The sequence below is a fragment of the Streptomyces sp. NPDC107765 genome, from assembly GCF_055657085.1.
Map to the genome: position 1 here is coordinate 872,838 of NZ_JBVKBL010000002.1, position 23,061 is coordinate 895,898.

At 71.1% G+C, this 23,061-nt stretch carries 22 protein-coding genes; 9 read left to right on the forward strand and 13 right to left on the reverse strand.

Annotation, left to right across the window (positions count from 1 at the left end; translation table 11 throughout):
* The first annotated feature begins 66 nt into the window (after positions 1-66).
* The gene (locus ACZ7MX_RS08345; protein WP_030414774.1) at positions 67-441 is read left to right on the forward strand and encodes a VOC family protein; all 375 of its coding nucleotides are present in this window, start codon (positions 67-69) and stop codon (positions 439-441) included.
* 55 nt (positions 442-496) lie between these two features.
* Here the strand turns inward: ACZ7MX_RS08345 and ACZ7MX_RS08350 are convergent, their stop codons facing one another.
* From ACZ7MX_RS08350 to ACZ7MX_RS08360, 3 genes are all read right to left on the reverse strand, one after another.
* Positions 497-1,489 carry an aldo/keto reductase gene (locus tag ACZ7MX_RS08350; protein WP_472130445.1) on the reverse strand — a complete coding sequence of 331 codons (993 nt, stop codon included), beginning with the start codon at positions 1,487-1,489 and terminating at the stop codon, positions 497-499.
* 398 nt (positions 1,490-1,887) lie between these two features.
* Positions 1,888-2,214 (reverse strand): winged helix-turn-helix domain-containing protein, encoded by a 327-nt coding sequence (locus ACZ7MX_RS08355; RefSeq protein WP_472130447.1) that lies wholly within the window; start codon positions 2,212-2,214, stop codon positions 1,888-1,890.
* Positions 2,211-2,636 (reverse strand): hypothetical protein, encoded by a 426-nt coding sequence (locus tag ACZ7MX_RS08360; RefSeq protein ID WP_472130449.1) that lies wholly within the window; start codon positions 2,634-2,636, stop codon positions 2,211-2,213. Before ACZ7MX_RS08360 ends, ACZ7MX_RS08355 begins: the two co-directional genes overlap by 4 nt.
* 524 nt (positions 2,637-3,160) lie before the next feature.
* Between ACZ7MX_RS08360 and ACZ7MX_RS08365 the strand changes: the two genes are divergently transcribed.
* The gene (locus ACZ7MX_RS08365) at positions 3,161-4,003 is read left to right on the forward strand and encodes a putative protein N(5)-glutamine methyltransferase (protein WP_472130451.1); all 843 of its coding nucleotides are present in this window, start codon (positions 3,161-3,163) and stop codon (positions 4,001-4,003) included.
* A 348-nt stretch (positions 4,004-4,351) separates the two neighbouring features.
* Positions 4,352-5,158 (forward strand): maleylpyruvate isomerase family mycothiol-dependent enzyme, encoded by an 807-nt coding sequence (locus tag ACZ7MX_RS08370; RefSeq protein ID WP_472130453.1) that lies wholly within the window; start codon positions 4,352-4,354, stop codon positions 5,156-5,158.
* Positions 5,159-5,296: 138 nt separating this feature from the next.
* Here ACZ7MX_RS08370 and ACZ7MX_RS08375 read toward each other — a convergent pair whose 3' ends face one another.
* The 6 genes from ACZ7MX_RS08375 to ACZ7MX_RS08400 all read right to left on the reverse strand — a co-directional run bounded on the left by ACZ7MX_RS08375 (position 5,297) and on the right by ACZ7MX_RS08400 (position 11,172).
* Positions 5,297-6,550, reverse strand: coding sequence for a cytochrome P450 (locus tag ACZ7MX_RS08375; protein ID WP_472130455.1), 1,254 nt, complete (start codon positions 6,548-6,550; stop codon positions 5,297-5,299).
* 313 nt (positions 6,551-6,863) lie between these two features.
* Entirely contained in the window at positions 6,864-7,655 is a 792-nt protein-coding gene (locus ACZ7MX_RS08380) for an ABC transporter permease (protein ID WP_472130457.1), read from the reverse strand.
* Entirely contained in the window at positions 7,652-8,734 is a 1,083-nt protein-coding gene (locus ACZ7MX_RS08385) for an ATP-binding cassette domain-containing protein (protein WP_472130459.1), read from the reverse strand. Before ACZ7MX_RS08385 ends, ACZ7MX_RS08380 begins: the two co-directional genes overlap by 4 nt.
* Positions 8,735-8,842: 108 nt before the next feature.
* Positions 8,843-9,685 carry a DUF4097 family beta strand repeat-containing protein gene (locus ACZ7MX_RS08390; RefSeq protein WP_472130461.1) on the reverse strand — a complete coding sequence of 281 codons (843 nt, stop codon included), beginning with the start codon at positions 9,683-9,685 and terminating at the stop codon, positions 8,843-8,845.
* Positions 9,686-9,992: 307 nt separating this feature from the next.
* Positions 9,993-10,538, reverse strand: coding sequence for a hypothetical protein (locus tag ACZ7MX_RS08395; RefSeq protein ID WP_472130463.1), 546 nt, complete (start codon positions 10,536-10,538; stop codon positions 9,993-9,995).
* A 121-nt stretch (positions 10,539-10,659) separates the two neighbouring features.
* Positions 10,660-11,172 (reverse strand): winged helix-turn-helix transcriptional regulator, encoded by a 513-nt coding sequence (locus ACZ7MX_RS08400; RefSeq protein WP_472130465.1) that lies wholly within the window; start codon positions 11,170-11,172, stop codon positions 10,660-10,662.
* 70 nt (positions 11,173-11,242) lie between these two features.
* Between ACZ7MX_RS08400 and ACZ7MX_RS08405 the strand changes: the two genes are divergently transcribed.
* A complete protein-coding gene (locus ACZ7MX_RS08405) occupies positions 11,243-12,172 on the forward strand; it encodes an NAD(P)H-binding protein (RefSeq protein ID WP_472130467.1) in 930 nt (309 codons plus the stop codon).
* A gap of 50 nt (positions 12,173-12,222) precedes the next feature.
* On the opposite strand, the gene ACZ7MX_RS08410 is transcribed toward ACZ7MX_RS08405, so the two are convergent.
* Together ACZ7MX_RS08410 and ACZ7MX_RS08415 are read right to left on the reverse strand one after the other, a co-directional pair.
* Complete coding sequence (locus ACZ7MX_RS08410) at positions 12,223-13,311, reverse strand: methyltransferase (protein WP_472130471.1); 1,089 nt, start codon at positions 13,309-13,311, stop codon at positions 12,223-12,225.
* A 175-nt stretch (positions 13,312-13,486) separates the two neighbouring features.
* Positions 13,487-15,874: an ATP-binding cassette domain-containing protein gene (locus tag ACZ7MX_RS08415; protein ID WP_472130473.1), complete on the reverse strand. Its 2,388-nt coding sequence runs from the start codon at positions 15,872-15,874 to the stop codon at positions 13,487-13,489.
* Positions 15,875-16,267: 393 nt separating this feature from the next.
* Here ACZ7MX_RS08415 and ACZ7MX_RS08420 point away from each other — a divergent pair, with 393 nt between their 5' ends.
* From ACZ7MX_RS08420 to ACZ7MX_RS08435, 4 genes are all read left to right on the forward strand, one after another.
* Positions 16,268-16,825, forward strand: coding sequence for a DUF3291 domain-containing protein (locus ACZ7MX_RS08420; RefSeq protein WP_472130475.1), 558 nt, complete (start codon positions 16,268-16,270; stop codon positions 16,823-16,825).
* A 108-nt stretch (positions 16,826-16,933) separates the two neighbouring features.
* The gene (locus ACZ7MX_RS08425) at positions 16,934-17,377 is read left to right on the forward strand and encodes a helix-turn-helix domain-containing protein (RefSeq protein WP_030415894.1); all 444 of its coding nucleotides are present in this window, start codon (positions 16,934-16,936) and stop codon (positions 17,375-17,377) included.
* Positions 17,378-17,408: 31 nt separating this feature from the next.
* Complete coding sequence (locus tag ACZ7MX_RS08430) at positions 17,409-18,053, forward strand: hypothetical protein (RefSeq protein WP_472130477.1); 645 nt, start codon at positions 17,409-17,411, stop codon at positions 18,051-18,053.
* 187 nt (positions 18,054-18,240) lie between these two features.
* A complete protein-coding gene (locus ACZ7MX_RS08435; RefSeq protein WP_030415896.1) occupies positions 18,241-18,588 on the forward strand; it encodes a DUF2516 family protein in 348 nt (115 codons plus the stop codon).
* A 72-nt stretch (positions 18,589-18,660) separates the two neighbouring features.
* Here the strand turns inward: ACZ7MX_RS08435 and ACZ7MX_RS08440 are convergent, their stop codons facing one another.
* Both ACZ7MX_RS08440 and ACZ7MX_RS08445 read right to left on the reverse strand, forming a co-directional pair.
* The gene (locus ACZ7MX_RS08440; protein ID WP_472130479.1) at positions 18,661-20,037 is read right to left on the reverse strand and encodes a PP2C family protein-serine/threonine phosphatase; all 1,377 of its coding nucleotides are present in this window, start codon (positions 20,035-20,037) and stop codon (positions 18,661-18,663) included.
* Between the two features lie 293 nt (positions 20,038-20,330).
* Positions 20,331-21,545: a C40 family peptidase gene (locus tag ACZ7MX_RS08445; protein WP_472130481.1), complete on the reverse strand. Its 1,215-nt coding sequence runs from the start codon at positions 21,543-21,545 to the stop codon at positions 20,331-20,333.
* Between the two features lie 345 nt (positions 21,546-21,890).
* On the opposite strand from ACZ7MX_RS08445, the gene pstS reads away from it, so the two are divergent.
* Positions 21,891-23,015 (forward strand): phosphate ABC transporter substrate-binding protein PstS, encoded by a 1,125-nt coding sequence (gene pstS / locus ACZ7MX_RS08450; RefSeq protein ID WP_472130483.1) that lies wholly within the window; start codon positions 21,891-21,893, stop codon positions 23,013-23,015.
* The last annotated feature ends 46 nt before the right edge of the window (positions 23,016-23,061 follow it).

Here is a 23,061-nt window from a genome sequence, read left to right on the forward strand (position 1 = left end):
GGGCACACCGCTCCCGACACCGACCAGCGACCGCGGTCGTCCGATCTCGACTCTCAGGAGCCGCACATGCCCGTGACCCTCAACCACACGATCGTTCCGGCCATTGACCACCGGGCGGCTGCTCGGTTCTTTGCGCAGGTCATGGGGCTGGCGGAGCTTCCGCCGGCCGGGCGGCTGGGGCATTTTGCGCCGGTTCGGGTCAACGAGACGCTCACCCTCGACTTCATGACCGTGCCGGACGCCGAAGGCCACCATCTCGCCTTCGACGTGGACCCCGAGACCTTCGACGGGATCCTCTCCCGCATCGAGGCAGCGGGCATCCCCTACGGCAACGGCCCCGCCACCCCGGACAACGGCCGGACCGACCACCCGCTGTGCCCCCGCGGCCTGTTCTTCGCCGACGACTCCGGCAACCTCTACGAGGTGATGTCGCCGGCGTAGAGAGACTGCGGGACCAGCGTGCGGAGCCGGATGAGGCCCGCCCGCCCCCGACCGGTCAGCCGTCTACGAAGCTCAGGCTCACCTCGTCGTACCGGGTTCCGGCGACCTGGCCGGCCGGGGCCGCGGCGTCGATGGCGGCGAGGTCCTCGGCGGAGAGCTCGATGGCGAGTGCTCCGATGTTCTCCTCCAGGTACTTCTGCCGGCGGGTGCCGGGGATCGGCACCACGTCGTTCCCGCGGTGCTGCACCCAGGCCAGCGCGAGCTGCCCGGCAGTGACTCCCTTCTGCGCGGCGAGTTCGTTCAGCTTCTCGACGATGGCCAGGTTGTGTTCCAGGTTGCCGTCGGCGAACCGCGGCTGGGTCCGGCGCACATCCGACTCGGCCAGCCCCTCGACGCTGGTGTAGCGCCCCGTCAGGAACCCGCGCCCCAGCGGCGAGAAGGGCACCAGGCCGATCCCGAGCTCCCGGCAGACCGGCGCGACCTCGTGCTCCAAGTCCCGGGTCCACAGCGACCACTCACTCTGCAGCGCGGCGATCGGGTGCACCGCATGTGCCCGGCGCAGCGTCGCCGCGCTCGCCTCGGACAGCCCGAGGTGGCGCACCTTGCCTGCCGCGACGAGCTCGGCCATCGCCCCGACGGTTTCCTCGATCGCCACCTGGGGGTCGACCCGGTGCTGGTAGTAGAGGTCGATGTGGTCGACCCCGAGCCGCCGCAGCGACGCGTCACATGCCTGCCGTACGTATGCCGCGTCGCCCCGGATCGCGGTCGGCTCGCCGAGCCGGTTGGCGAACCCGAACTTCGTCGCCAGCACGACCTCGTCCCGCCGCCCGGCGATGGCCCGGCCGATCAGCTCTTCGTTGTGCCCCGCGCCGTAGAAGTCCGAGGTGTCCAGGAAGGTGACGCCGAGGTCGAGGGCCCGGTTGATGGTGGCGATCGACTGCGCGTCGTCCGACTCCCCGTAACCGTGGCTCATCCCCATGCAGCCGAGGCCCTGCGCGGATACCTCCAGCTCACCGAGCTGGCGCGGGGGAATGGTCGTCGTGGTCATAGTGCTGTACCTCCTGGACGGGCTGGTCGTGCAATCAATCCCGGTCTGGACGGTAGGAGTTGGAGTGCGCTCCAAGTCAACACGGCGTTGGGGCGGCATCGATCTCGGGCGCGACCTCCGTCCACGTCCGAGGCCCCGGACCCGGTGTCGGCCTTGCAAGGTTGCGGTGCCGGGTCGCCGGACCAGGTCGCGGGGCCAGGCCGGTGCCAGCGCGTCGCGGGCAGGCAAGGTACGCCGGGTTACGGGCGCGGAGCCACGGGCGCGGAGTCACAGGCGCGGCGTCACGGGTGCGGTGCCGGCTCAGCGGTCGTCTCCGCTCGCCCGTCACCCGTTCCCGTCGCCCGTCACCTCTCGCGCGTCACCCGTCACCTGTCCCCGTCGACCGGTAGCCTCCCTCGTCAGCCGGTGCCCTCGGCTATTGCGCGCAGGGCCTGGCAGTGGGCGGCGAACGCGGCGCGGCCGTCGGGTGTCAGGGCGAGCCAGGTGCGCGGGCGCTTGCCGACGTATCCCTTGGTGACGGCGACATAGCCGGCCTTCTCCAGGGTGGAGATCTGGCGCGAGAGCACCGAGTCGCTCACCTCGACGGTATCGCGGACGAAGGCGAACTCGGCCTTGTCGGCGGGCGCCAGGGTCGCCACGATGGAGAAGCGGACGGGCGCGTGGATGACCTCGTCGAGCCCGTGCCGCGGATGGGCTCCCTGGGGCGACTGCCGCGAGGTGCTCACCGGCGGGCCTCCGCATATCCGCCTATCAGCCCCGGAAGGGCCACCAGGGCTGCTCCTGCCACCCACCATGCCGTGACGCCCTGGAACCAGATCATGCCCGGCACCAGCACTGCGTTGTAGAGCAGGCCCCAGGCCATGATCAGGCCGTTGCGCCAGCGGTCGAAGCCGCGCCGGGCGACCCGCTGCCGGGCGGCGTACACCGACAGTCCGCCCACGGTGGCGCACCAGAAGATGGCGCTGAGCGCCACTCCGTACGGCTGTCCCAGCAACCCGAGGGCCAGCACCATCACTCCGGACCCGCAGCCGAAGATCACCTGATAGCGGACGGACCACTTCGTGCTCGCCCGGACCGTACTGCTCAACTCCTTGGCGCGGGCCAGCGCGGCCGCCGCGTCCTCGGATGCGTATACCTGCTCCGACATGTCAGTCCCCCCTGACGTCCCCGTACTTCCCCGTTGGTCAGCCGTTGCTTCGTCGCTGTTCGTCGCGGCTCGTCGTGGATTCGTCTCCCCCGACGAACGCTCTTCGGCTTCGTGTTTTCAGCGTGCCAAGCACTTTCCATTCTGACAAGTACTTTCCTGAAAATCAGTTCGAACGGGTGACACCCGCTCACACGCCGTCAGGTAATCTGTGCCGTCCCAGCAGTGGAGCGACCGAGGAGGTGAGACCGATACCCCGCCAGTCCAGGCAGGCGCGCCCGTCTCCCGTCCGCGTGGTCCACCGCCTCAGGTGACCTTCCGGCACAGGTGAGCCAGGCCCGCCCTCGGCAGCCCCGAAAGGCTCACCACCCATGCCGCCACAGCATCTGTCACGACCCTCAAGCCCTTCAGTTCCTTCCAGCTCTTCAGGTACTTCCGGCTCTTCAGCCTCTTCAGCCTCTTCAGGGTCGGCTGACTCTTCGCGGTTCTCTGATCCTTCAGGCCCCTCACGCACTTCGTCAGAACCCTTGTCTCGTCCTGACCTCTCACCACAGGTCCCAAGTTGCAGCCCGGGGACGGACGTTGTTGCCAGGCTGCGTGCCGCCGGCTGTGTCTTCGCCGAGGACGAGGCGGCGCTGCTGTGCGACACCGCCCGTACGCCCGACGAGCTCGCCGCCATGGTGGAACGCCGAGCCCTCGGCCAGCCCTTGGAACACGTCCTGGGCTGGGCGGAGTTCTGCGGGCTGCGGATCGCCGTCGACCCCGGTGTCTTTGTGCCGCGTCGTCGTACGGAGTTCCTCGTGGAGCAGGCGCTCGACCTGCGGCGCCCGGCTGTCGACCTGGAGTCCGGGGCGCGTCGGCGGCCCACCGTGGTCGTCGATCTGTGCTGCGGCACCGGAGCGGTGGGCGCCGCACTCGCCGCCGGTCTGGAGCGGGTGGAGCTGTACGCGGCCGATGTCGAGCCCGCCGCGGTGCGCTGTGCCCGCCGCAATGTCGGGCCCGTCGGGGGCGAGGTCTACGAGGGCGACCTCTTCCGCCCGCTGCCGCCGGGGCTCCGCGGCCGCGTCGACGTCCTGGTGGCCAACGTGCCCTACGTACCCACCGAAGAGGTGTCGCTGTTGCCTGCGGAGGCCCGTGAGTACGAGCCGCTGGTGGCGCTCGACGGCGGAGAGGACGGGCTCGACGTGCTGCGCCGGGTGACCGGGGCCGCGCCGCAGTGGCTGGCGCCCGGCGGCCATCTGCTGGTCGAGACGAGCGAACGGCAGGCGCCGCGGGCCGTCGAGGCGTTCACCGGTGCGGGGTTGCGCCCGCGGATCGTCCGCTCGGAGGAGCTGTACGCCACGGTGATCGTCGGGACCCGGCCGGGATAGCGCCGCCGCGCTGCTTGGCCCAGAGGGCTTTCGTGAGGGCCTTCCCTGAGGGCCTTCTCGCGGGGTCGCCTCGCGGAGCCTTCTCCTGGGGCCTTCTCGCGGGGCCTCCTTGCGGGTTCTCCCCCGGAGTGTGCCTCGGCACGCAGGCGCCGGGGTACGGGGCGCGGGCGTAGGGGACACGGCGATACGGGGCGCGGGGGTAAGAGACGCGGCGATACGGGGGGCGCGGGAGTACGGGGCGGGTGCCCGCGCCGTCCGGCGGGACCGCCGGTGGGAAATCAGGTGAGGGTCGGTCCGGTGGCGTCCTATCGTGGCGCCATGCCCCCTTCGACGGCTTCGATGGCTTCGATGAGTTTTGACCGTCACTGTTCCGAAATCGTCGCACAGACGGCCCTGTTGGTGTCCCACGTCGAGGGGGCCGAACTGTCCGCCCCCGTACCGGCCTGCCCTGGATGGAACCTCGCTCAGTTGCTGCGCCACCTCGGCGAAACGCATCGCTGGGTGGAGACGATCATCCGGACCCGGGCCGTGGGGCCGGTCTCCGAGGAGCGGATCAACAACGTCTCCGACGCGACGGACCAGGACCCGGCCGAACTCGCCGCGTGGCTCACCGAGGGCGCCGGGCAACTGGCGGACGCGCTGCGGACAGCGGGGCCGGAGGCCGCGGTGTGGACCGTGGCCCCCGGTGGCACGCCGGTTTTCTGGGCCCGCCGTATGACCCACGAGACGGTGGTGCACCGCGCGGACGCGGCGTTCGCCGTCGGGGCGGATTTCACCGTGGACGACGAGGTCGCCATCGACGCCCTGGACGAGTGGATGAGCTTCGGCCACCTGCCCCCCGTATTCGAGACCAGGCCCGACCTGCCCGCCCTCCTGGCCGGCGGCCGGACCCTGTGCTTCCGGGCCACCGACACGGCGCCCGAAGCCGGCGCGGAATGGCTGGTCGGTCTGGGCGGCGACACGCTCACCTCGCGCCGCGGCGGCGGCCCGACCACCGCCACCGCCACCGCCCAAGGCCCCCTGGCCGACCTGCTGCTGTTCGTCTACGGCCGGCGGTTCGTCCCCGGGGGCGCCGGTGCCGGCGTCGAGGTCCTCGGTGATGAGGCGCTGCTCGACGCCTGGCTCGACGCCACCAGCTTCTGGCTCAAGGAGTGAGCCGGATGCCGGGCCGGAAGGGGCCCTCAACCGGCCCGGAGTGAGCGGGATGCCGGGCCGGGAGGGGTTCCTAAGGCGGGCCCGGCGTGCGCCGCCGTAAGCCGGGACCACAGGAGCGGGCAACGTGCCGGGGAGGGCTCAGTCCTCGTCCCAGGTGACCGGGAGCCGGTGTACGCCGTAGATGTTCGAGGCGGTGCGCAGCGGTACGTCCTCCGGTGGGACGGCCAGCCGCAGCGTGGGGAACCGGGTGAGCAGTGCCGGGAAGGCGACCCGCATCTCGACGCGGGCCAGCTGCTGGCCCAGGCACTGGTGGCTGCCGTGGCCGAAGCCCAGGTGCCCGGTCGCCTTCCTGTGCAGGTCAAGGGTGTCGGGGGCGGGGAACCGCGCCGGGTCCCGGTTGGCTGCCTGGAGCGAGACGGTCACCGACTCCCCGGCCCTGATCAGTTGCCCCGCCACCTCGACGTCCTCCAGGGCCGCGCGGAGCCCCATGTCGGCGATGCTCAGATAGCGCATCAGCTCCTCCACGGCCCGGTCGGCGAGCTCCGGGTCCGCGCGCAGCGCGGCGAGCTGTTCCGGGTGGGTCAGCAGGGCGAAGGTGCCGAGGGCGAGCATGTTGGCGGTGGTGTCGAGGCCGGCGCCCAACAGGAAGGTGCCGATGCCGGCGAGTTCCTCGTCGCTGAGTTCGCCGCTCTGCGCCAGGTCGCCGAGCAGATCGTCGGTGGGCCGGTCCCGTTTGGCCACCACCAGTTCGTGCAGGATCTCCTGGATCGCCTGATAGGCCGCCGCCCGTTCCTCCTGGGTGACGCCGTGGTCGGTCACCAGGGCCGTGTGGCGCTGGAAGACGTCGCGGTCGGCGGACGGCACCCCGAGCAGCTCGCAGATCATCAGCGCGGGAACGGGCTGCGCGAACGCCTCCACGAGGTCCAGGGGGCCGCCCCGGCGCTCCATGGCGTCCAGGTGCTCGGCGGTGATCTCCTCGACGCGGGCGGTGAGTTCACGCATCCGGCGGACCGTGAACTTCCCCATCAGCAGCCGCCGGTAGCGGGTGTGCTCGGGTGCGTCGATCCCGGTGAGGTCGCCTACCGGGGCCGGGGGCAGTGACGGGGGCGCGCCCGGTATCGGCAGGTGCATGAGTTCGTAGCGGGAGCTGAAGCGCTGGTCGGCGAGGATCGCCCGGACCGCGGAGTGGCCGGTGGCCAGCCAGCCCTCGTGGCCGTCGGGGTAGCGCATCCGCCGTAACGGCTGTTCTTCGCGCAGCCGGGCCAGTTCGGCGGGCGGGTCGAAGGGACAGCCGGTGGGGCGGGTCAGGGGCAGGTCGGTGAGGGGGGCGGGGGTGGGGGCGGGAGCTGAGGCGGGGGCGGGGGCGGGGGTGACGGGGGCGGATGCCGGCATCTGCGCCGGTTCCTGCGCCGCGGCCGGTTCCGGTTCCCGGGCCGGTTCCCGGGTCGGCTCCTGTGCCGGTTTCCGGGTCGGCTCCTGTGCCGGTCCCTGCTGCGATGTGGGCCCGGTGGGGGAAGTCGGCGGTTCGTTGTGCATGGGGCTTCGTCCTCCTGTGGTGAGGGGTGGTGTGCCGTAACGGGTGGTGTGTTGCGGGGCGGTACACCGCGGTGCTCCGGGAGTTCTCGTGAGGTGAGGGGCCCCGGCGGATGTCGCGGCGGGTGGGCAGCGGGTGTCGCGGCGGGTGGGCAGCGGGTGTCGCGGGCGGCTAGCGTGCGACGCCGCGCTTGAAGGCCGTACGCGCCCACAGGTAGCCGACCAGGCTGAGACCGAGGCACCAGGCGACGGCGAGGTAGCCGCTCGTGCCGATCCCGGTGCCCATCAGCAGGCCGCGGAGGGTCTCGATGGCCGGGGTGAAGGGCTGGTACTCGGCGAACCAGCGCAGCCCGGTGGGCATCGACTCCGGCGGGACGATCGCGCTGCCGAGGAACGGCAGGAACGTCAGCGGCATGGGCATATTGCTCGCTGTTTCCGCATTTTTCGCCACCAGACCCATCGCCGCCGCCAGCCATGAGAGCGCAAGGGTGAGCAGGGCCAGGATGCCGGCCGCCGCCAGCCACTCCACCGGGGTGGCGTCGGGCCGGAAGCCCATCAGGAGGGCGACCCCGACCACCAGCGCGATGCTGACCATCGTCTGGATCACGCTGCCGACGACATGCCCGGTCAGGAACGAGGCCCGGGAGATCGCCATGGTCCGGAACCGGTTGACGATGCCTTCCGTCATGTCGACACAGACGGAGACGGCGGTGGCCACCGCGCCCGAGGTCGCCGCCATCAGGATGATGCCGGGCGCCACGTAGTCGATGTAGTCGGTGGTACCGGTGGGCGTGCCGCCGATACCGGCGCCGAGGGCACCGCCGAAAACGTAGTTGAACAGCAGCAGCATCAGCACGGGCATCGCGACGACCGACACCGTCATGGACGGGTAGCGCAGGGCATGCTTGAGGTTGCGCCGCAGCATTGTCACGGAGTCCCGCGCGGCGTAGGACAGCGTGCTCATCGGGTCTGTTCCTTCTGTGAGTTGGCGTCGGGGCCGTACGCGGCGGGGCCGGTGAGGGTGAGGAAGACGTCGTCGAGATCGGGCGTGTGCACGGTGAGCCGCTCCGCCTCGATCGCGGCGTCGTCCAGCGCGTCGAGCACGGAGCGCAGGGCGGGGACACTGCCGTCGCTGGGCACGTCCAGGGTGAGCGCTTCTGCGTCCCGGCCGACGGAACCGGAAGCGGAACCGGAGCCGGAACCGGAAGGGGATGAGGGGTTGAAGCCGGCGGTGCCGGGGTCGAAGAGGGCGGCGGCCGCTTCGAGGGCGTGCGCGTCGGCGAACCGTAGGCGGATGTGACCGCCCGGGATACGGCGCTTGAGCTCCTCCGCGGTGCCCTCGGCGACGATCTTCCCGCCGTCCAATACGGCGATACGGTCGGCGAGTTGGTCGGCCTCCTCCAAGTACTGCGTGGTGAGGAAGATGGTGACGCCCTCGTCGGCGACCAGACCGCGGATGATGTCCCACATGGTGCGCCGGCTGCGCGGGTCGAGGCCCGTGGTCGGCTCGTCGAGGAAGATGATCCGGGGGTTGCCGACCAGCGTCATCGCCAGGTCGAGCTTGCGGCGCATGCCACCGGAGAAGGTGGCGACGGGCTTGCCGGCCGCCTCGGTCAGTTCGAAACGGCGCAGGAGTTCGGTGGCGCGCCGACGGCCTTCCCGGCGGTCGAGGTGGTGCAGATCCGCCATGAGCAGCAGGTTCTCCCTGGCGGTGAGGAGATTGTCCACGGCCGAGAACTGGCCGGTGACGCCGATCGCGGCCCGTACGGCGTCGGCCGCGTCGCGCACGTCGTGTCCCGCGACGCGGGCCCGGCCGGCGTCTGCGGTGCGGAGGGTGGAGAGGATCTGGACGGTGGTGGTCTTGCCCGCGCCGTTGGGCCCGAGGAGGGCGAAGACGGTGCCCTCGGGGATGCGGAGGTCGATGCCGTCGAGGACGGTTTTGTCGCCGTACGACTTGGTGAGCCCGGCGGCGGTGATCGCGGGGGCGGTGGTCACCGGGGCCGTGATCATCGGGGCCGTGGTCATCGGGGGCGTGGACGTCATGTCACGTCACTTCCTTCTCTCTCTGTTCTGTTGTGGAGGACTTCGTCGAGGAGAACCGGTAGCGAGAACCGCTGTTGAGGGAAGCGGTCCGGTGATCAGGTCCGGTGATCAGGCGCGGCGGATCTCGATGTTGCCGACGCCCGTGCGCGCACGGACCTCGACCGTTTCCTCACCCGCGCCGGGGCCGTCGAACGGCGTGAGCGTGTTGCGCACCCCGCCGAGCCGCGTATGCACATCGAGCCAGGCGGCGGTGGCGGCGCGGATGCCCACCTCGATGTCGCCGGTGGCGGTCAGCAGGTTGGAGCGGCCCCGTACCAGTTCGCCGATGTGGATGCTCCCGTGGGCCGTCTTGGCCTCGACGCCGCCGTGTGCGACACCCACGGAGAGCCGGCCGTTGGACGAGTTGGCCGTCAGATCGCCGGTGACCTCCCCGATCGTGGTCGCGCCGTTGCCGTTCTTGACGGTCGCCGCGCCCTCGACCTCCCCGACCTCGATCCGGCCGGCTGCGATGACCTCGGCGTCCCCGGTCACCCGGCTCACATGGACGTCGCCGAGGTCGGTCCGCAGGAAAGCGGTGTGGGCCTCGTCGACGTGGACGTCACCGTAGGAGGTCTTGATCCGGCACTCCCCGAGGCGGCCGGTGCAGTGGAAGTCCCCCATGGGGGAGGTGCCGTGGACCTCCGATCCCGCGGGCAGCTCGATGCGTACGTCGAGCGCACCGCTCCGGCCGAACAGGGAGCGCTTGCGAGGGCCCTTGACCTGCAGGGTTCCGCCCGCGCAGGTGACCTTGGTCTGCTCCGCGGCCCGTACGTCGAGGGCGTCGGCCGCGTCAGCGGGCAGCACCTCGATGACGGTGTCGGTGCGCTTGCCGGCGATGATCCGGACGGTCCCGATGTCGAACTCGACGGTGGCGGAGACCGGTTCGGGCGTGTCGAAGTCGAAATGAGGCATGGCTGTTCCGTCCTCTTGGTGTGGGCGGGGTGGGTGTGGGTGTGGCGGGTGGGGGCGGTGTCCCGCCGATGGGTGGGACGGGGCGGGGCGAAGTGCGGGCGAGATGCGGCGAGGTGCGGCGAGGCTCAGCGATGTACGTGCGCATGGCGTGGCGCCACTGTGGTGTCATCATGGCGCCCGGCAGCATCGACCCAGGAGGAACCCAGGAGGGACGCAGCCCGCGGCACCCGCCAAGGACAGCGGGCCGCAAGGGACCACAAGGGGCCGCAAGGGGCCGCAAGGGGCCGCCGAACGGCCGGCTAGCTAGCTAGCGGACCCAGCCGGTGTAACCCTGGGAACCCGAATGACGGCGGCGGGCGGCGGGACGGCCGCGATCGCCCGGCTCCAGCGCCGTGGCCGCGGCCCGCACGAGCCAGGCGTTGACCGAGAGCCCCTCTTGGCCGGCGGCGTCCTCGATCCGGGTCTTGAGGTGGGCGGGCAGCCGGAAGTTGATCCGGGCCGTGCCCCCCTCCTCCGCCTCTGCGGGGGCCGTCGACACCTGGGCCGGCGCCGCCGGGGTCCCGCCCGGCCCGCCCCCCTGTTCCTCGGCATCCGCGTACGATTCCTGCCCCGGCGGCGGGGTCACGACGAACTCGGGGTCGAGCCCGCGCAGCCGTACGTCGACCGAGCCCGGCGCCAGATCGCGGGTGACCTCGCCCATCGCCGCGGACAGCGCGTTGAGCAGGGTGAGCCGGGCGGCCGACTCCAATGGTGCGGTGAGCCGCTCGGCCAGGGCCCGGGCTTCGTCACCTCCGGCGTCCGCGGCGACCGCGAGCTCGTGCCGGAGATTGTCCACGTACGGCGTGAGATCCATGACGCCATCATGGCACCACTGTGGCGCCACCGCAAGCTTCATGGCGCAACAGTGGCGCCATCACGGCGCCGACCAGCGCCGACCAGCGCCAATCGACGTCAACCGGTGCCACGATGGCACCTCAGCGATCCGCGTGTGCGTCCTGCGTGGCGTGTGCGGCGTGTGCGGCGTGTGCGGCGTCCCAGGCCGCCTGGGAGGCAGCGATGGCCGGGCGGTGGGCGATCGACCAGTCCGCGAGAGCCTTCACGAGGTGGGTGAGACTGCGGCCCAGGTCCGTCAGCTCGTACTCGACCTGGGGCGGGACGGTGGGGTACACGGTCCGCTTGACCAGCCCGTCCCGCTCCAGGCGCCGGACGGTGAGGGTCAGCATGCGCTGCGAGATGTTGCCGGGGATGGCGCGCTGCAACTCCTTGAACCGCTTGGTGCCGGGGGTGAGTTCCACCACCACGTAGACGGACCACTTGTCCCCGAGCCGGTCCAGTACGTCCCGGACCCCGCACTCGTCCTGGGGTGTCTCACACACGATCACGGGCCCGACCGACCCCGATTCCGACCCCGATTCCGATTCCGATTCCGGTTCCGGGTCCGCTTCCGCTTCCGCCGAGGTGGTTACCCCCGTGTGCCCTACTGACATCAAAGTGCCTCCTTACGCGCTCGGGTTGCCCTCTCGATGATGGGACCACACAGCTCAGGAGGGGGATCCCATGATTCTGATCACCGGCGCCAACGGCGCCCTCGGCCGGCTCGTCGCCGCGGAACTGGCCGACCGGAACGACGTTGTCCTCGGCACCCGCACCCCCGGCTCCGCCGTCACCGGGTCCGCCGTCAACGGGTCCACCGCCACCGGCACCACCCACTCCACCGGCGCCCCCCAGGCCACCAACGCCATCCACCCCACCCGGGCCACCCAACCCACCCAACGCCGCATCGACTTCGACGACCCGTCCTCCCTCGACTTCACCGGCGTGGACACCCTGTTGCTCATCTCCGCCGGATACGGCGAGGACGACGTCGTCATCGCCCGTCACGACGCCGCGATCACGGCGGCCGAGAAGGCGGGCGTAGGGCACCTCGTCTACACCAGCCTCAGCGGCGACGGCGACCACCTGGCGTACGCGCTGGCCCACCGCTGGACCGAACGCCGCCTCGCGCGCAGCCCGTTGGCGTGGACGGTGCTGCGCAACGGGCTCTACGCCGAGTTCCTCGCCGCCATCGCCGCCCCGGGGCCCGACGGCACGATCGCGGCACCGCTGGGCGCGGGCCGGCTGGCCGCGGTGGCCCGTGCCGACCTCGCGGCGGTGGCGGCACGGGTGGCGACCGAGCCGGCGCGGCACGCCGGGCGGGTGTACGAGCTGGTGGGTGAACGTGCGCTGGGTGGTGCCGAGTTGGCGGACGCGGTGGGTGGCTCGTACGAACCCGGCTCGCTCGGCGCGGCCCGGGAGGCGCTCGCCGGGTCCGGCGGGGCCCTGCCGTATCAGGTGCCGATGCTGGTGGGCACGTACTCGGCGATCGCCGGCGGCTTCCTGGACGGCTCCGGCATAGAGGCGAACGCGCTGCGTACGTTCCTCGGCCGCGAGCCCCGCCCCGCCCTGGACGCCTACCGGACCGCGCTCGCCGCGCTGTCCACGTCCTAGTCCGGCACCACGTCCTAGTCCGGCGCCGCGTCCTAGTCCGGCACCGCGTCCTAGTCCGGCACCGCCTCGCCGGTGGCCTCGGCCTCGATGACGGAGGACATCGCGCGGGTCGCCAGGATGCGGCGGAGGCGGAAGCCGGAGCGGGTGAGGAGGTCCTCGAACTCGGCGGCGGTGCGTTCGCGGCCCCGTACGACCATGAGCATGACGATGTCGAGGGCGAGGGCCGGGTGCGGGGAGCCGTCGGCGGGCAGGACCGCGTCGATGACGAGCAGCCGCGTGCCGGGCGTCACGGCCCGGCGGATGGTGCGCAGGATGCGCAGGCAGTCCTCGTCGGGCCAGTCGTGCAGGATGTTCTTGAGCAGGTAGAGATCCCCGCCCTTCGGTACGGCGGTGAAGAAGTCGCCGCCTTCCGTGCGCCAGCGACCGTCGAGCTCTTCGGTGTCGAGCAGGTGGTCGGCGACGGTCTCGGGGCGGTCGAAGAGGACGCCCTGCAGGCCCGGGGAACGGGTGAGGGCCTCGCGGAGCAGGCCGCCCCGGCCGCCGCCGACGTCCACGACCGTGCCGCTGTCGGGGAACGGGTAGGCGCCGGCGATGTCCTCGTTCGCCTGGCCGGTGCGCGAGGTCATCGCGGCGTCGAAGAGCCGGCTCTTGTCGGGCGTGGCGGACAGGTGCGCGAAGAAGGGGACGCCGTAGGCGGTCTCGAAGCCGGGCTCCCCGGTTCTCAGGGTGTCGGCGATGTTCTCGGCGGACCGGCGGAACATCTCGTCGGTGAACAGCAAGGCGGTGGCGCGCTGGGAGCCGGGCACATCGGCGCACAGGCCCGTCCCGCTCTCCGTCAGGGCGAACGCCCCGTCCTCCTCGCGGAACAGCCCGCGGGTGGCGAGCATCCGCAGGATCCGGCGCAGGGGTACGGCCTGCGTGCCCGAGCGCTCGGCCAGGTCCTCGGCGGTCCGCGGGCCGTCGGCCAAGAGGTCCGCGATGCGGTGCACGATGACGGCGCGCACGGCGTCGGCGTATATGTGGCCGTACATCAGGTCCTGCAGCGGCGAGAAACGGGCGCCGGCGGCGGGGGCGTCCGGGCGGGTCTCCGGCCGGGTCTCCGGGGTGGTGTCAGGGGTGGTGCCAGGGGTGGTGGCCAAGGGTTCACTCCTGTTGTCGTGATCTGTCGGCAGGGCTCCATTATCGAGCATTTGCCCAGGTCACGGGCGGTTTTGGAGACTTCGGGAAGCCGTGCCACGAACCCACCACACGGCCCCCTCCACACGACCCCCTGCACGCCCCCGCGAGGGTCCCGGCCGTTCTGCCCGCCCCCCGTCACCCCCCGACGTAGTCCGCGAGGTGTTCGCCGGTGAGGGTGGCGCGGCCCGCGACCAGGTCCGCCGGGGTGCCTTCGAAGACGACGCGGCCGCCGTCGTGGCCGGCGCCGGGGCCGAGGTCGATGATCCAGTCGGCGTGCGCCATGACCGCCTGGTGGTGCTCGATGACGATGACCGACTTGCCGGAGTCGACGAGCCGGTCGAGCAGGCCGAGGAGCTGCTCGACGTCGGCGAGGTGGAGGCCGGCGGTCGGCTCGTCGAGGACGTAGACACCGCCCTTCTCGGCCATGTGCGTGGCCAGTTTGAGCCGCTGCCGTTCGCCGCCGGAGAGCGTGGTGAGCGGCTGGCCGAGGGTGAGGTAGCCGAGGCCGACGTCGGACAGCCGGCGCAGGATCCGGTGGGCGGCGGGCGTGCGGGCCTCGCCGTCGGCGAAGAACTCCTCGGCCTCGGTCACCGGCATCGCGAGCACCTCGCTGATGTCGCGGCCGCCGAGGTGGTAGTCGAGGACCGCCGCGTCGAACCGTTTGCCCTCGCAGTCCTCGCAGGGGGTGGCGACGCCGGCCATCATCGCCAGGTCGGTGTAGAGGACGCCGGTGCCGTTGCACGTCGGGCAGGCACCCTCGGAATTGGCGCTGAACAGCGCCGGCTTGACGCCGTTGGCCTTGGCGAACGCCTTGCGGATCGGGTCGAGCAGTCCGGTGTACGTCGCCGGGTTGCTGCGCCGGGAGCCGCGGATCGGTGTCTGGTCCACCGCCACCACCCCCTCCGCGGCCGGGATCGACCCGTGCACCAGGGAGCTCTTGCCGGAGCCCGCGACGCCGGTGATCACGCAGAGCACGCCGAGCGGGAGGTCCACGTCGACGTCCCGCAGGTTGTTCGCCGTGGCGCCGCGGATCTCCAGGGTGCCGGTGGGCTCGCGCACCGAGTCCTTGAGCCCGGCGCGGTCGTCGAGGTGGCGTCCGGTGACGGTGTCGCTGCCGCGCAGTCCGTCGAGGGTGCCCTCGAAGCAGACGGTGCCGCCCGCCGTGCCGGCGCCGGGGCCGAGGTCCACGACGTGGTCGGCGATCGCGATCACCTCCGGCTTGTGCTCCACGACCAGCACCGTGTTGCCCTTGTCCCGCAGCCGCAGGAGCAGGCCGTTCATCCGCTGGACGTCGTGCGGGTGCAGGCCCGCGGTCGGCTCGTCGAAGACGTACGTGACGTCGGTGAGCGAGGAGCCGAGGTGGCGGATCATCTTGACGCGCTGCGCCTCGCCGCCGGAGAGGGTGCCCGCGGGCCGGTCGAGCGAGAGGTAGCCGAGGCCGATCTCGACGAACGAGTCGAGGGTCTGCTGCAGCGCGGTGAGCAGCGGCGCCACCGACGGCTCCGCGATCCCGCGCACCCAGTCGGCCAGGTCCCGGATCTCCATCCGGCAGGCGTCCGCGATGGAGAGCTTCTTGATCTTGGCGGACCTGGCGTGCTCGGCGAGCCGGGTGCCGTCGCACTCGGGGCAGGTGGCGAAGGTGACCGCACGCTCCACGAACGCCCGGACGTGCGGCTGCATCGCCTCCTTGTCCTTGGACAGCATCGACTTCTGGATGCGCGGGATCAGACCCTCGTAGGTCATGTTGATGCCCGCGATCTTCATCCGGGTCGGCTCGCGGTGCAGGAGGTCGTGCAGTTCCCGCTTGGTGAACGTGCGGATCGGCTTGTCCGGGTCGAAGAAGCCGGACTCCGCGTACAGCCGGGAGTTCCAGCCGCCGCCGGTGTAGCCGGGGACGGTGAACGCGCCCTCGTTGATCGACTTGCTGTCGTCGTAGAGCTGGGTGAGGTCGAGGTCGGAGACCGATCCGCGGCCCTCGCAGCGCGGGCACATACCGCCGACCCTGTTGAACGTGACCTTCTCCGCCTTCTTGGCGCCGCGCTCCACCTTGATCGCACCGGACGCGCTGACCGAGGGCACGTTGAAGGCGAACGCCCCGGGCGGGCCGACGTACGGCCGGCCGAGCCGGCTGAAGAGGATCCGCAGCATCGCGTGGGCGTCGGTGGCGGTGCCGACGGTGGAGCGCGGGTCGCCGCCCATCCGCTGCTGGTCGACGGCGATCGCGGTGGTCAGCCCGTCGAGGACGTCGACCTCGGGCCGGGCCAGATTCGGCATGAAGCCCTGCACGAAGGCGCTGTATGTCTCGTTGATCAGCCGCTGCGACTCGGCGGCGATGGTGTCGAACACCAGCGAGCTCTTGCCCGAGCCGGAGACGCCGGTGAACACCGTCAGCCGGCGCTTCGGTATCTCGATGCTGACGTCCTTGAGGTTGTTCACGCGTGCGCCGTGCACGCGGATCCACTCGTGACGGTCGGCAACGTGCGGCGCCGACGACTGCGCGTCCGCTCTCGGGGCCATGCTCATCGGTCTCTCCATCTGCTGGAACTGCGGAACAGCGGTACTGCGGGGCTGCGGGGCTGCGGGGCTGCGGTACTGCGACCTGCAGCTCACGCTACGGGCGGGCGGCGGGCCGTGCTTCTTGTTTCCTGACCGGTGTGGGTCGGTGTGGGTGCCATTTCCCGACCGGTGTGCGTCCTGGTTTCGCTGTCCTTCGACAGCGAACCCAGTCACCCAGCCCCCGCAAATGGCCGGTGCGGGAAGCCACTTGGACAGGAAAAACGCAACTTCGACAGGGCCCGCACAGGCAGCTACCTTCACCTGGTCTTCGGCGGTTGCCCACGGTCGCGCAGGGGTTTCTTTCGTGCGTAAGCCGCCGAACCGGGTCCACACCAGGCACCCCCAACCAGGGAGAGACGCATGCCCCATCTCGCGCTGTACACATTCGGCGTCCTGAAGTCACCTCTCGCCGATCCCACACCTCTCACGCACGAGTTCTACGACATCGGCGAGGCCGTCTACCGGAAGATCAGTCAGCACCCCGGGTACCTCGCACATGCCGAAGCGGCAGACGGTGACCGGGGCCTGCTCTTCGGGGCGGACTGGGGTGCATGGGGAGAGTTCGCCGTACCGACCTGGTACGGCAAGGGCCGTACGGCGGAAACCACCGCCCTGGCCGCCACCCTCTCCCTCTGGACCGACCCGCGCTCCGCCTTCGACGCCGTCTACACCGGCCTGCACCGTGCGGCGCTGAACAGGCGTTACGACTGGTTCGAGAGGACGGAACACCCGAACTACGTGTTCTGGTGGGTCCCCGACGACGTGATACCCACCTGGCAGGACGGGGTTTCCCGGCTGGAGCACCTCCGCGACCACGGCTCCGCGCCGCACGCCTTCACCTTCCACGACTCGTTCGCCCCGGACGGAACCCCGACCAGGACCAAAGGCATCGGGCCGAAGAGCGACCAGGTGCGCTGACAAGGAAGCCTGAACGACCGGGTCCGCCGTCGAACGCTGTCCTCCCGCACGTACCACTTTTGCTAGCGCTTGCTTGCAATAGTTAGCACGGCGAGGCACCATCGACGTATGGCATCACTCAACGTCGGCAATCTCGGCGAGTTCCTGCGGGAGCAGCGGCGCACCGCGCAGCTGAGCCTGCGGCAGCTCGCGGATGCCGCCGGGGTGTCCAATCCGTACCTCAGCCAGATCGAGCGCGGCCTGCGCAAGCCCAGTGCGGAGATCCTCCAGCAGCTGGCCAAGGCGCTGCGGATATCCGCGGAGACGCTGTACGTCCAGGCCGGAATCCTGGATGAGCGGCGCGGTCTGGACGGGGTCGAGGTGCAGACCGCGATACTCACCGACCCGGCGCTGAACGAGAGACAGAAGCAGGTCCTGCTGCAGATCTACGAGTCCTTCCGCAAGGAGAACGGGCTCGTCAGCCGCGAGGACCGGGCAGCGGGCGGCCATGCGGACGGACGCGAAGCGGACGCCCATGAGACCGAGGCCGACGACGGCCCGCACGCCACCTGAGCAACCGATTCGTTCCAGGAGGAACCACGTCATGGCCATCAACACCGATGAGCTCCGCAAGGTCCTGACCGACGCCACCCCGCTGTACGCCGTGGCCGGCACCATCGATCTGGCCGCCGAGAAGCTCGGCGAGGTGCCGCAGCTGGTGGAGCGGCTCAAGGCCGAGGCGCCCAAGCGCCTCGATTCCGTCCGTAGCACCGATCCCAAGGAGGTCCAGGCGCTGGTCACCAAGCAGGCCAAGGACGCGCAGGAGAAGCTGGCCGAGCTACTGGAGTCGCTCGACGGCGACTTCAAGAAGTTCCGCGACCAGGCGCAGGAGCTGGCGCTGCAGGGCGTCGGCCGGGTCGCCGAGACCGCGGTGAAGGCCCGGGAGGGCTACGAGGAGCTGGCCGAGCGCGGCCGGGGCGCGGTGGCGACCTGGCGCGGCGAGGTGGCCAACCGCACCGAGGACGTCGCGGTGGCGATCGAGCCGGAGCCGGCCGCCAAGCCCGCCGCCAAGAGCAGCACCGCGAAGACCGGCACGGCCAACGGCTCCAGGACGGCGAGCAAGGCCACCCCGTCCGCCAAGGCCACCCCCTCGGCCCAGAACAAGCCGGCCGCGGCGAAGAAGCCGGTCGCGCAGCGCAAGCCGGCGCCCGCGCCGGTGAAGAAGAGCACCCCGCCGTCCGCGAAGTGAGCGCACGGCCGCGTACCGCGCGCTGAGGCGCGGATCACGGCCGGGCCGGGCACACCTGGCGTGCCCGGCCCGTTGTGCGGGTACGGTGGGGCGGCACGGGCCGCAGCCAGCAGCCCCCTGGCCCCGAGGGCCGGGCAGCGAGACCACTGCACCAGACCACACGGCAGGCGAACGGGCGGAGGACGGCGTGCTGATCTACGGGTTCCAGTCGATTCTGAGCTGGGCGCAGCTCGCCCTGGGCATCTATGCCGCCGTGATGCTGATCGACGCCGCGGTGCGCCGCGAGGACGCCTACCGCGCGGCGAGCAAGCAGACCAAGGGCATGTGGCTGATCTTCCTGGCGATCGCCACGGCCCTGCTGTTCATCCTGCCGGTGATGTCGTTCCTGCCGATCATCGGCGTGATCGCGGTGATCGTCTACACCGTCGACGTCCGGCCGGCGCTGCGTGCGGTATCCGGCGGCGGCGGCCGCGGGCCGCGGCGCGGCGGTTCCAGCTCGGACGGGCCGTACGGGCCGTTCAACGGCGGGCGCTGAGCGACCCCGCGGGCGACCGCGGCAGCCCGGCCGCGTGCCGGGCCCCGGTCCCGCCCCCCTTGATCCAGCCGCTCAGTGGCGGTCCAGCAACAGCACGGCCACGTCGTCCGTCAGCTCGCCGCCGTTGAGGTCGCGTACCTCCCGGACGGCCGCGTCCAGCAGGGCGTCGCCCTGGAGGCCGGACTCCATCTGCCGTCCGACGAGCTCCGCCATGCCCTCCTGGCCGAGCCGCTGGTTGCCCTCGCCGATCCGGCCCTCGATCAGGCCGTCGGTGTACATCATCAGGCTCCAGGAGCCGCCCAGCTCGACCTGGCGGCGCGGCCAGCGGGCCTCCGGCAGCAGGCCGAGCGCCGGGCCGCCGCATTCGTACGGCAGCAGCTGCGGGCGCTCGCCGGCCCGGGCCAGCAGCGGCGCGGGGTGGCCGGCCAGGCACAGTCCGGCGCGGCGGCCGTCCGCGGAGATGTCGACGGTGCACAGCGTCGCGAAGATCTCGTCGTCGGCGCGCTCGTGTTCCAGCACCTTCTGGAGGGTGGCGAGCAGCTCGTCGCCGCACAGCCCGGCGAAGGTCAGCGCACGCCAGGCGATCCGCAGCTCGACGCCGAGGGCGGCCTCGTCCGGGCCGTGGCCGCAGACGTCGCCGATCATGGCGTGCACGGTGCCGTCGGCGGTGCGCACGGTGTCGTAGAAGTCGCCGCCGAGCAGCGCGCGGCTGCGGCCGGGGCGGTAGCAGGCGGCGAACCGCAGGTCGGAGCCGTCCAGCAGCGGCGTGGGCAGCAGGCCGCGCTCCAGCCGGGCGTTCTCCTGGGCGAGCATCCGCGATTCGGTGAGCTGGCGCTGGGCGAGGTCGGCGCGTTTGCGTTCGACGGCGTAGCGCACGGCGCGGCTGAGGACCGCACCGTCCAGTTCGTCGCGGAAGAGGTAGTCCTGGGCGCCGACGCGCACGGCGTCGGCGGCGCGCTCGGCGTCCGTCTCGTAGGTGAGGACGAGGACGGCGTGCGAGGGGGCCATCCGCAGGACGTCGCGCAGCATGCCCAGGGCGTCGCCAGGGACGGTGCCAGGGGCGGTGCCGCGCTCGCCCGCGGCGCGGTCGGCGGGTTCGGCCGGCGGCAGGTCGAGCAGGATGCAGTGCACGTCGTCGGTGAGCAGCCGCTCGGCCTCGGTGAGGTTGCGGGCGGTGCGCAGCCGTACCTTGCGGCCGGCCCAGTCCCACATCTCGGGGACGTGGCTGTTGGGGTCCTCGCCGATGAGGAGCAGGGTCAGGCCCTGCTGCGCCGGGCCGTGATCGGCCGAAAGTCGCTGTTCGATTTCCGGGGCGTCCGGGCCCCGGTCCGTCGGGTCCCCCGCGCCCGGCGTGCCGGCGACCCGCGCGGTCCGCGCGCAGGCGTCGTCCACCGGTCCTGCCTGGTGCGGCAGCACGACCGTCCGCTGGTGCGGTACGGGTACGGGCATCGGTCTGCTTCCTTCCCTCCCCCCGAGGGGCGCATGGGCGCCGACCGGCGCACCACGGTGCCGGCTGGAGCTCCGCTCGTCGGTCGATCGAACGGGCACGCACCGGGCACTGAGAGGCGACCATAGCGCCAGAACGGAGCGGTATGGAATGGCCGTCGGCAATCGGCCATCGTCATATGCCGCGGCCGATAAGGCATTTGACCTGGGCCGGGGGGAATGCGGAATGACGAATATCACCCCGCTTGAGTGCAATCGGCGACAAGCCGACAACTCTCGGAGAGGAAACAATCCGGTCATTTATCGCGGACGTGATCCGCGTCATGCGGGTCACCGTCCGGCCGGACCACCCCGAGGATCGGCATCGAGCCGGCCCCGGCGATCGTCACCTGCCGGCCGGGCCGCGGGGCGTGCACGATCGCGCCGTCGCCGAGATACATCCCGACATGGCTGGCGTCGGAGAAATAAATGATCAGATCGCCCGGCCGCATGTCCCGGACGGCGACGTGCGGCAGCTGCCGCCACTGCTCCTGCGAGGTCCGCGGAATGGTCCGCCCGGCGTGCTGCCAGGACCGCAGGGTGAGCCCGGAGCAGTCGAAGGTGTTGGGGCCCACGGCGCCCCACACGTAATCCTTGCCGAGTTGTGCGGTGGCGTAGGAAATCGCCTTGCGGCCGGCCGCCGACGCATTGTTGCTGATCTCGTCCAGTACGCCCGAGTCGAGCCACTTCTGCTGCTCCCGGAAGGCCGCTTCGTCCTCCAGCTTCTGCAGCCGGGCCTTTTCTTTCGCGGCCAGCCGGGATTCCAGCTCCTTTGCCGCGTCGATCTTTTTCTCGATGTCCTTGCGGGCGCTGTCCTTCTTCTTGCGGTTCGCCTCCAGCCGTTCCCAGCGGTCGGTCGCGGCGTGGGAATAGTTCTGCAAATCGCCCTGGAGACGGCCGAGTTGACCGATCACGCGCTTGGCGGCCAGCTGGCCCTTGCGGGCCAGGGTGGCGTTGTCGAGGAACGCTTCCGGGTCGGCGTTGAGCAACAGCTTCGCCTCGGCCGGCAGCCCGCCGCCGCGGTACTGCGCGCTGGCCAGGGCACCCGCCTGCCGCTTGAGGGCGGCCAGGTCGTGCTGGGTGCGGTCGATGGTGCGGGCCAGCTTGACGATCTCCTTCTGCTGGCGTTCGACCTGCTCCTTGGCGGCGTTGTAGGCATCGGTGGCCTGCTCGGCCTGGCGGTAGAGGGCGTCGATCCTCTTGCGCACGTCGTCGAGGTGGCGGGCGCCGGCGTCCGCGTCGTCCGGGGCCCCCGAGGCCCGCCCGGAGCCCGCCGGCGGGTCCTTCGGGTCGTCGGCGTACGCGGTGGACGCCGTGGCACCCAGCAGCCCCGTGACACACAGGACGACGGCGGTGCACACCGCCAGCCGGCGGCCCGCGACGGCCGGCCCGGCCGCTTCGCCCTCTATGCCCAGTTCACGCCGTTCACCCCGTACGTCCCGAACGCCCTGCCGTGCCCCCTGGCTCCCCACCAGCCACCTCCGGTCGTTCCGCACCGATTCGCGTCAACTCTCCGGCGCGGATGCTGCCATACCGGCCGGTAATTCAACAGAGCGACGGGCCCTTTAGTACGGGTGCGCGAGCACTTCTTTCCACGCACCCAGCCGATGGCCGAGGTTCACCGTGCGTTCACTCTCCTCCATCGGTCGCTTCACTTCATCTGCCTAATTTCGGCCGTACCGAGTGCGCGTCATGCCCGGAAGGCAAGCGCGACACGGCGCAGAACAAGCCTCAGCCGCACCCCCACGGCGGTCACCACACAGCACACCACCTCGCACGCCGACGATGCGGCGCGCCCCAGGAAGGAATTCCCGACAGTGAAGCTTCAGCGCAAGAACCGGGTTCGCGCCCTCGCCGTTGGCGCTCTCGCCGTCTCCGGTGCCCTGGCCCTGACGGCGTGCGGCTCCGACGACACCACCGGCGGCAGCGGTGGCAGCGGTTCCGCCAAGTCCGCGAACATCAAGTGCGAGGGCAAGGGCAAGCTGCTCGCGTCCGGCTCCTCCGCGCAGAAGAACGCCATGGACGTCTGGGTGCAGAACTACTCGGGCGCCTGCAAGGACACCGAGATCAACTACCAGCCGACCGGCTCCGGCGCCGGCGTGACCACCTTCCTGCAGGGCCAGACCGCCTTCGCGGGCTCCGACTCGGCCCTCAAGCCCGAAGAGGTCACCAAGTCCAAGCAGGTCTGCAAGGGCGGCCAGGCCGTCGACCTGCCCATGGTCGGCGGCCCGATCGCGGTCGGCTACAACGTCCCCGGCGTGGACAACCTGGTCCTGGACGCCCCGACCCTGGCGAAGATCTTCGACTCGAAGATCACCAAGTGGAACGACGCCGCGATCAAGAAGCTGAACCCGGGCGCCAAGCTGCCGGACCTGAAGATCCAGGCCTTCCACCGCTCCGACGACTCGGGCACCACCGACAACTTCACCAAGTACCTCAAGGGCGCCGCGCCCGGCGACTGGAAGCACGAGCCGGCGAAGAAGTGGGAGGGCACCGGCGGCCAGGCGGCGTCCGGCTCGGCCGGCGTCTCCTCGCAGGTCAAGCAGACCAGCGGCGCGATCTCCTACTTCGAGCTGTCCTACGCGACCGCCGGCAAGATCCCCACGGTCAAGCTGAACACCGGCGCGAAGGCCCCGGTCGAGGCCACGGTCGACAACGCCTCCAAGGCCATCTCCGAGGCCAAGCAGGTCGGCAAGGGCAACGACCTGGCCCTGCAGCTCAACTACACCACCAAGGCCGAGGGCGCCTACCCGATCACCCTGGTGACGTACGAGATCGCCTGCGACAAGGGCAACAAGGCCGAGACCCTGCCGGCCACCAAGTCCTTCCTGACCTACGTCTCCAGCAAGGACGGCCAGGCCGCGCTGAAGGCCCTCGGCTACGCCCCGCTGCCCACCGAGATCGCCGACAAGGTCCGCGCGACCGTCAAGACGCTCTCCTGACCAACCCCGGGTGGCGGCCCGACCGTCGCCACACGACCCGAGGGGC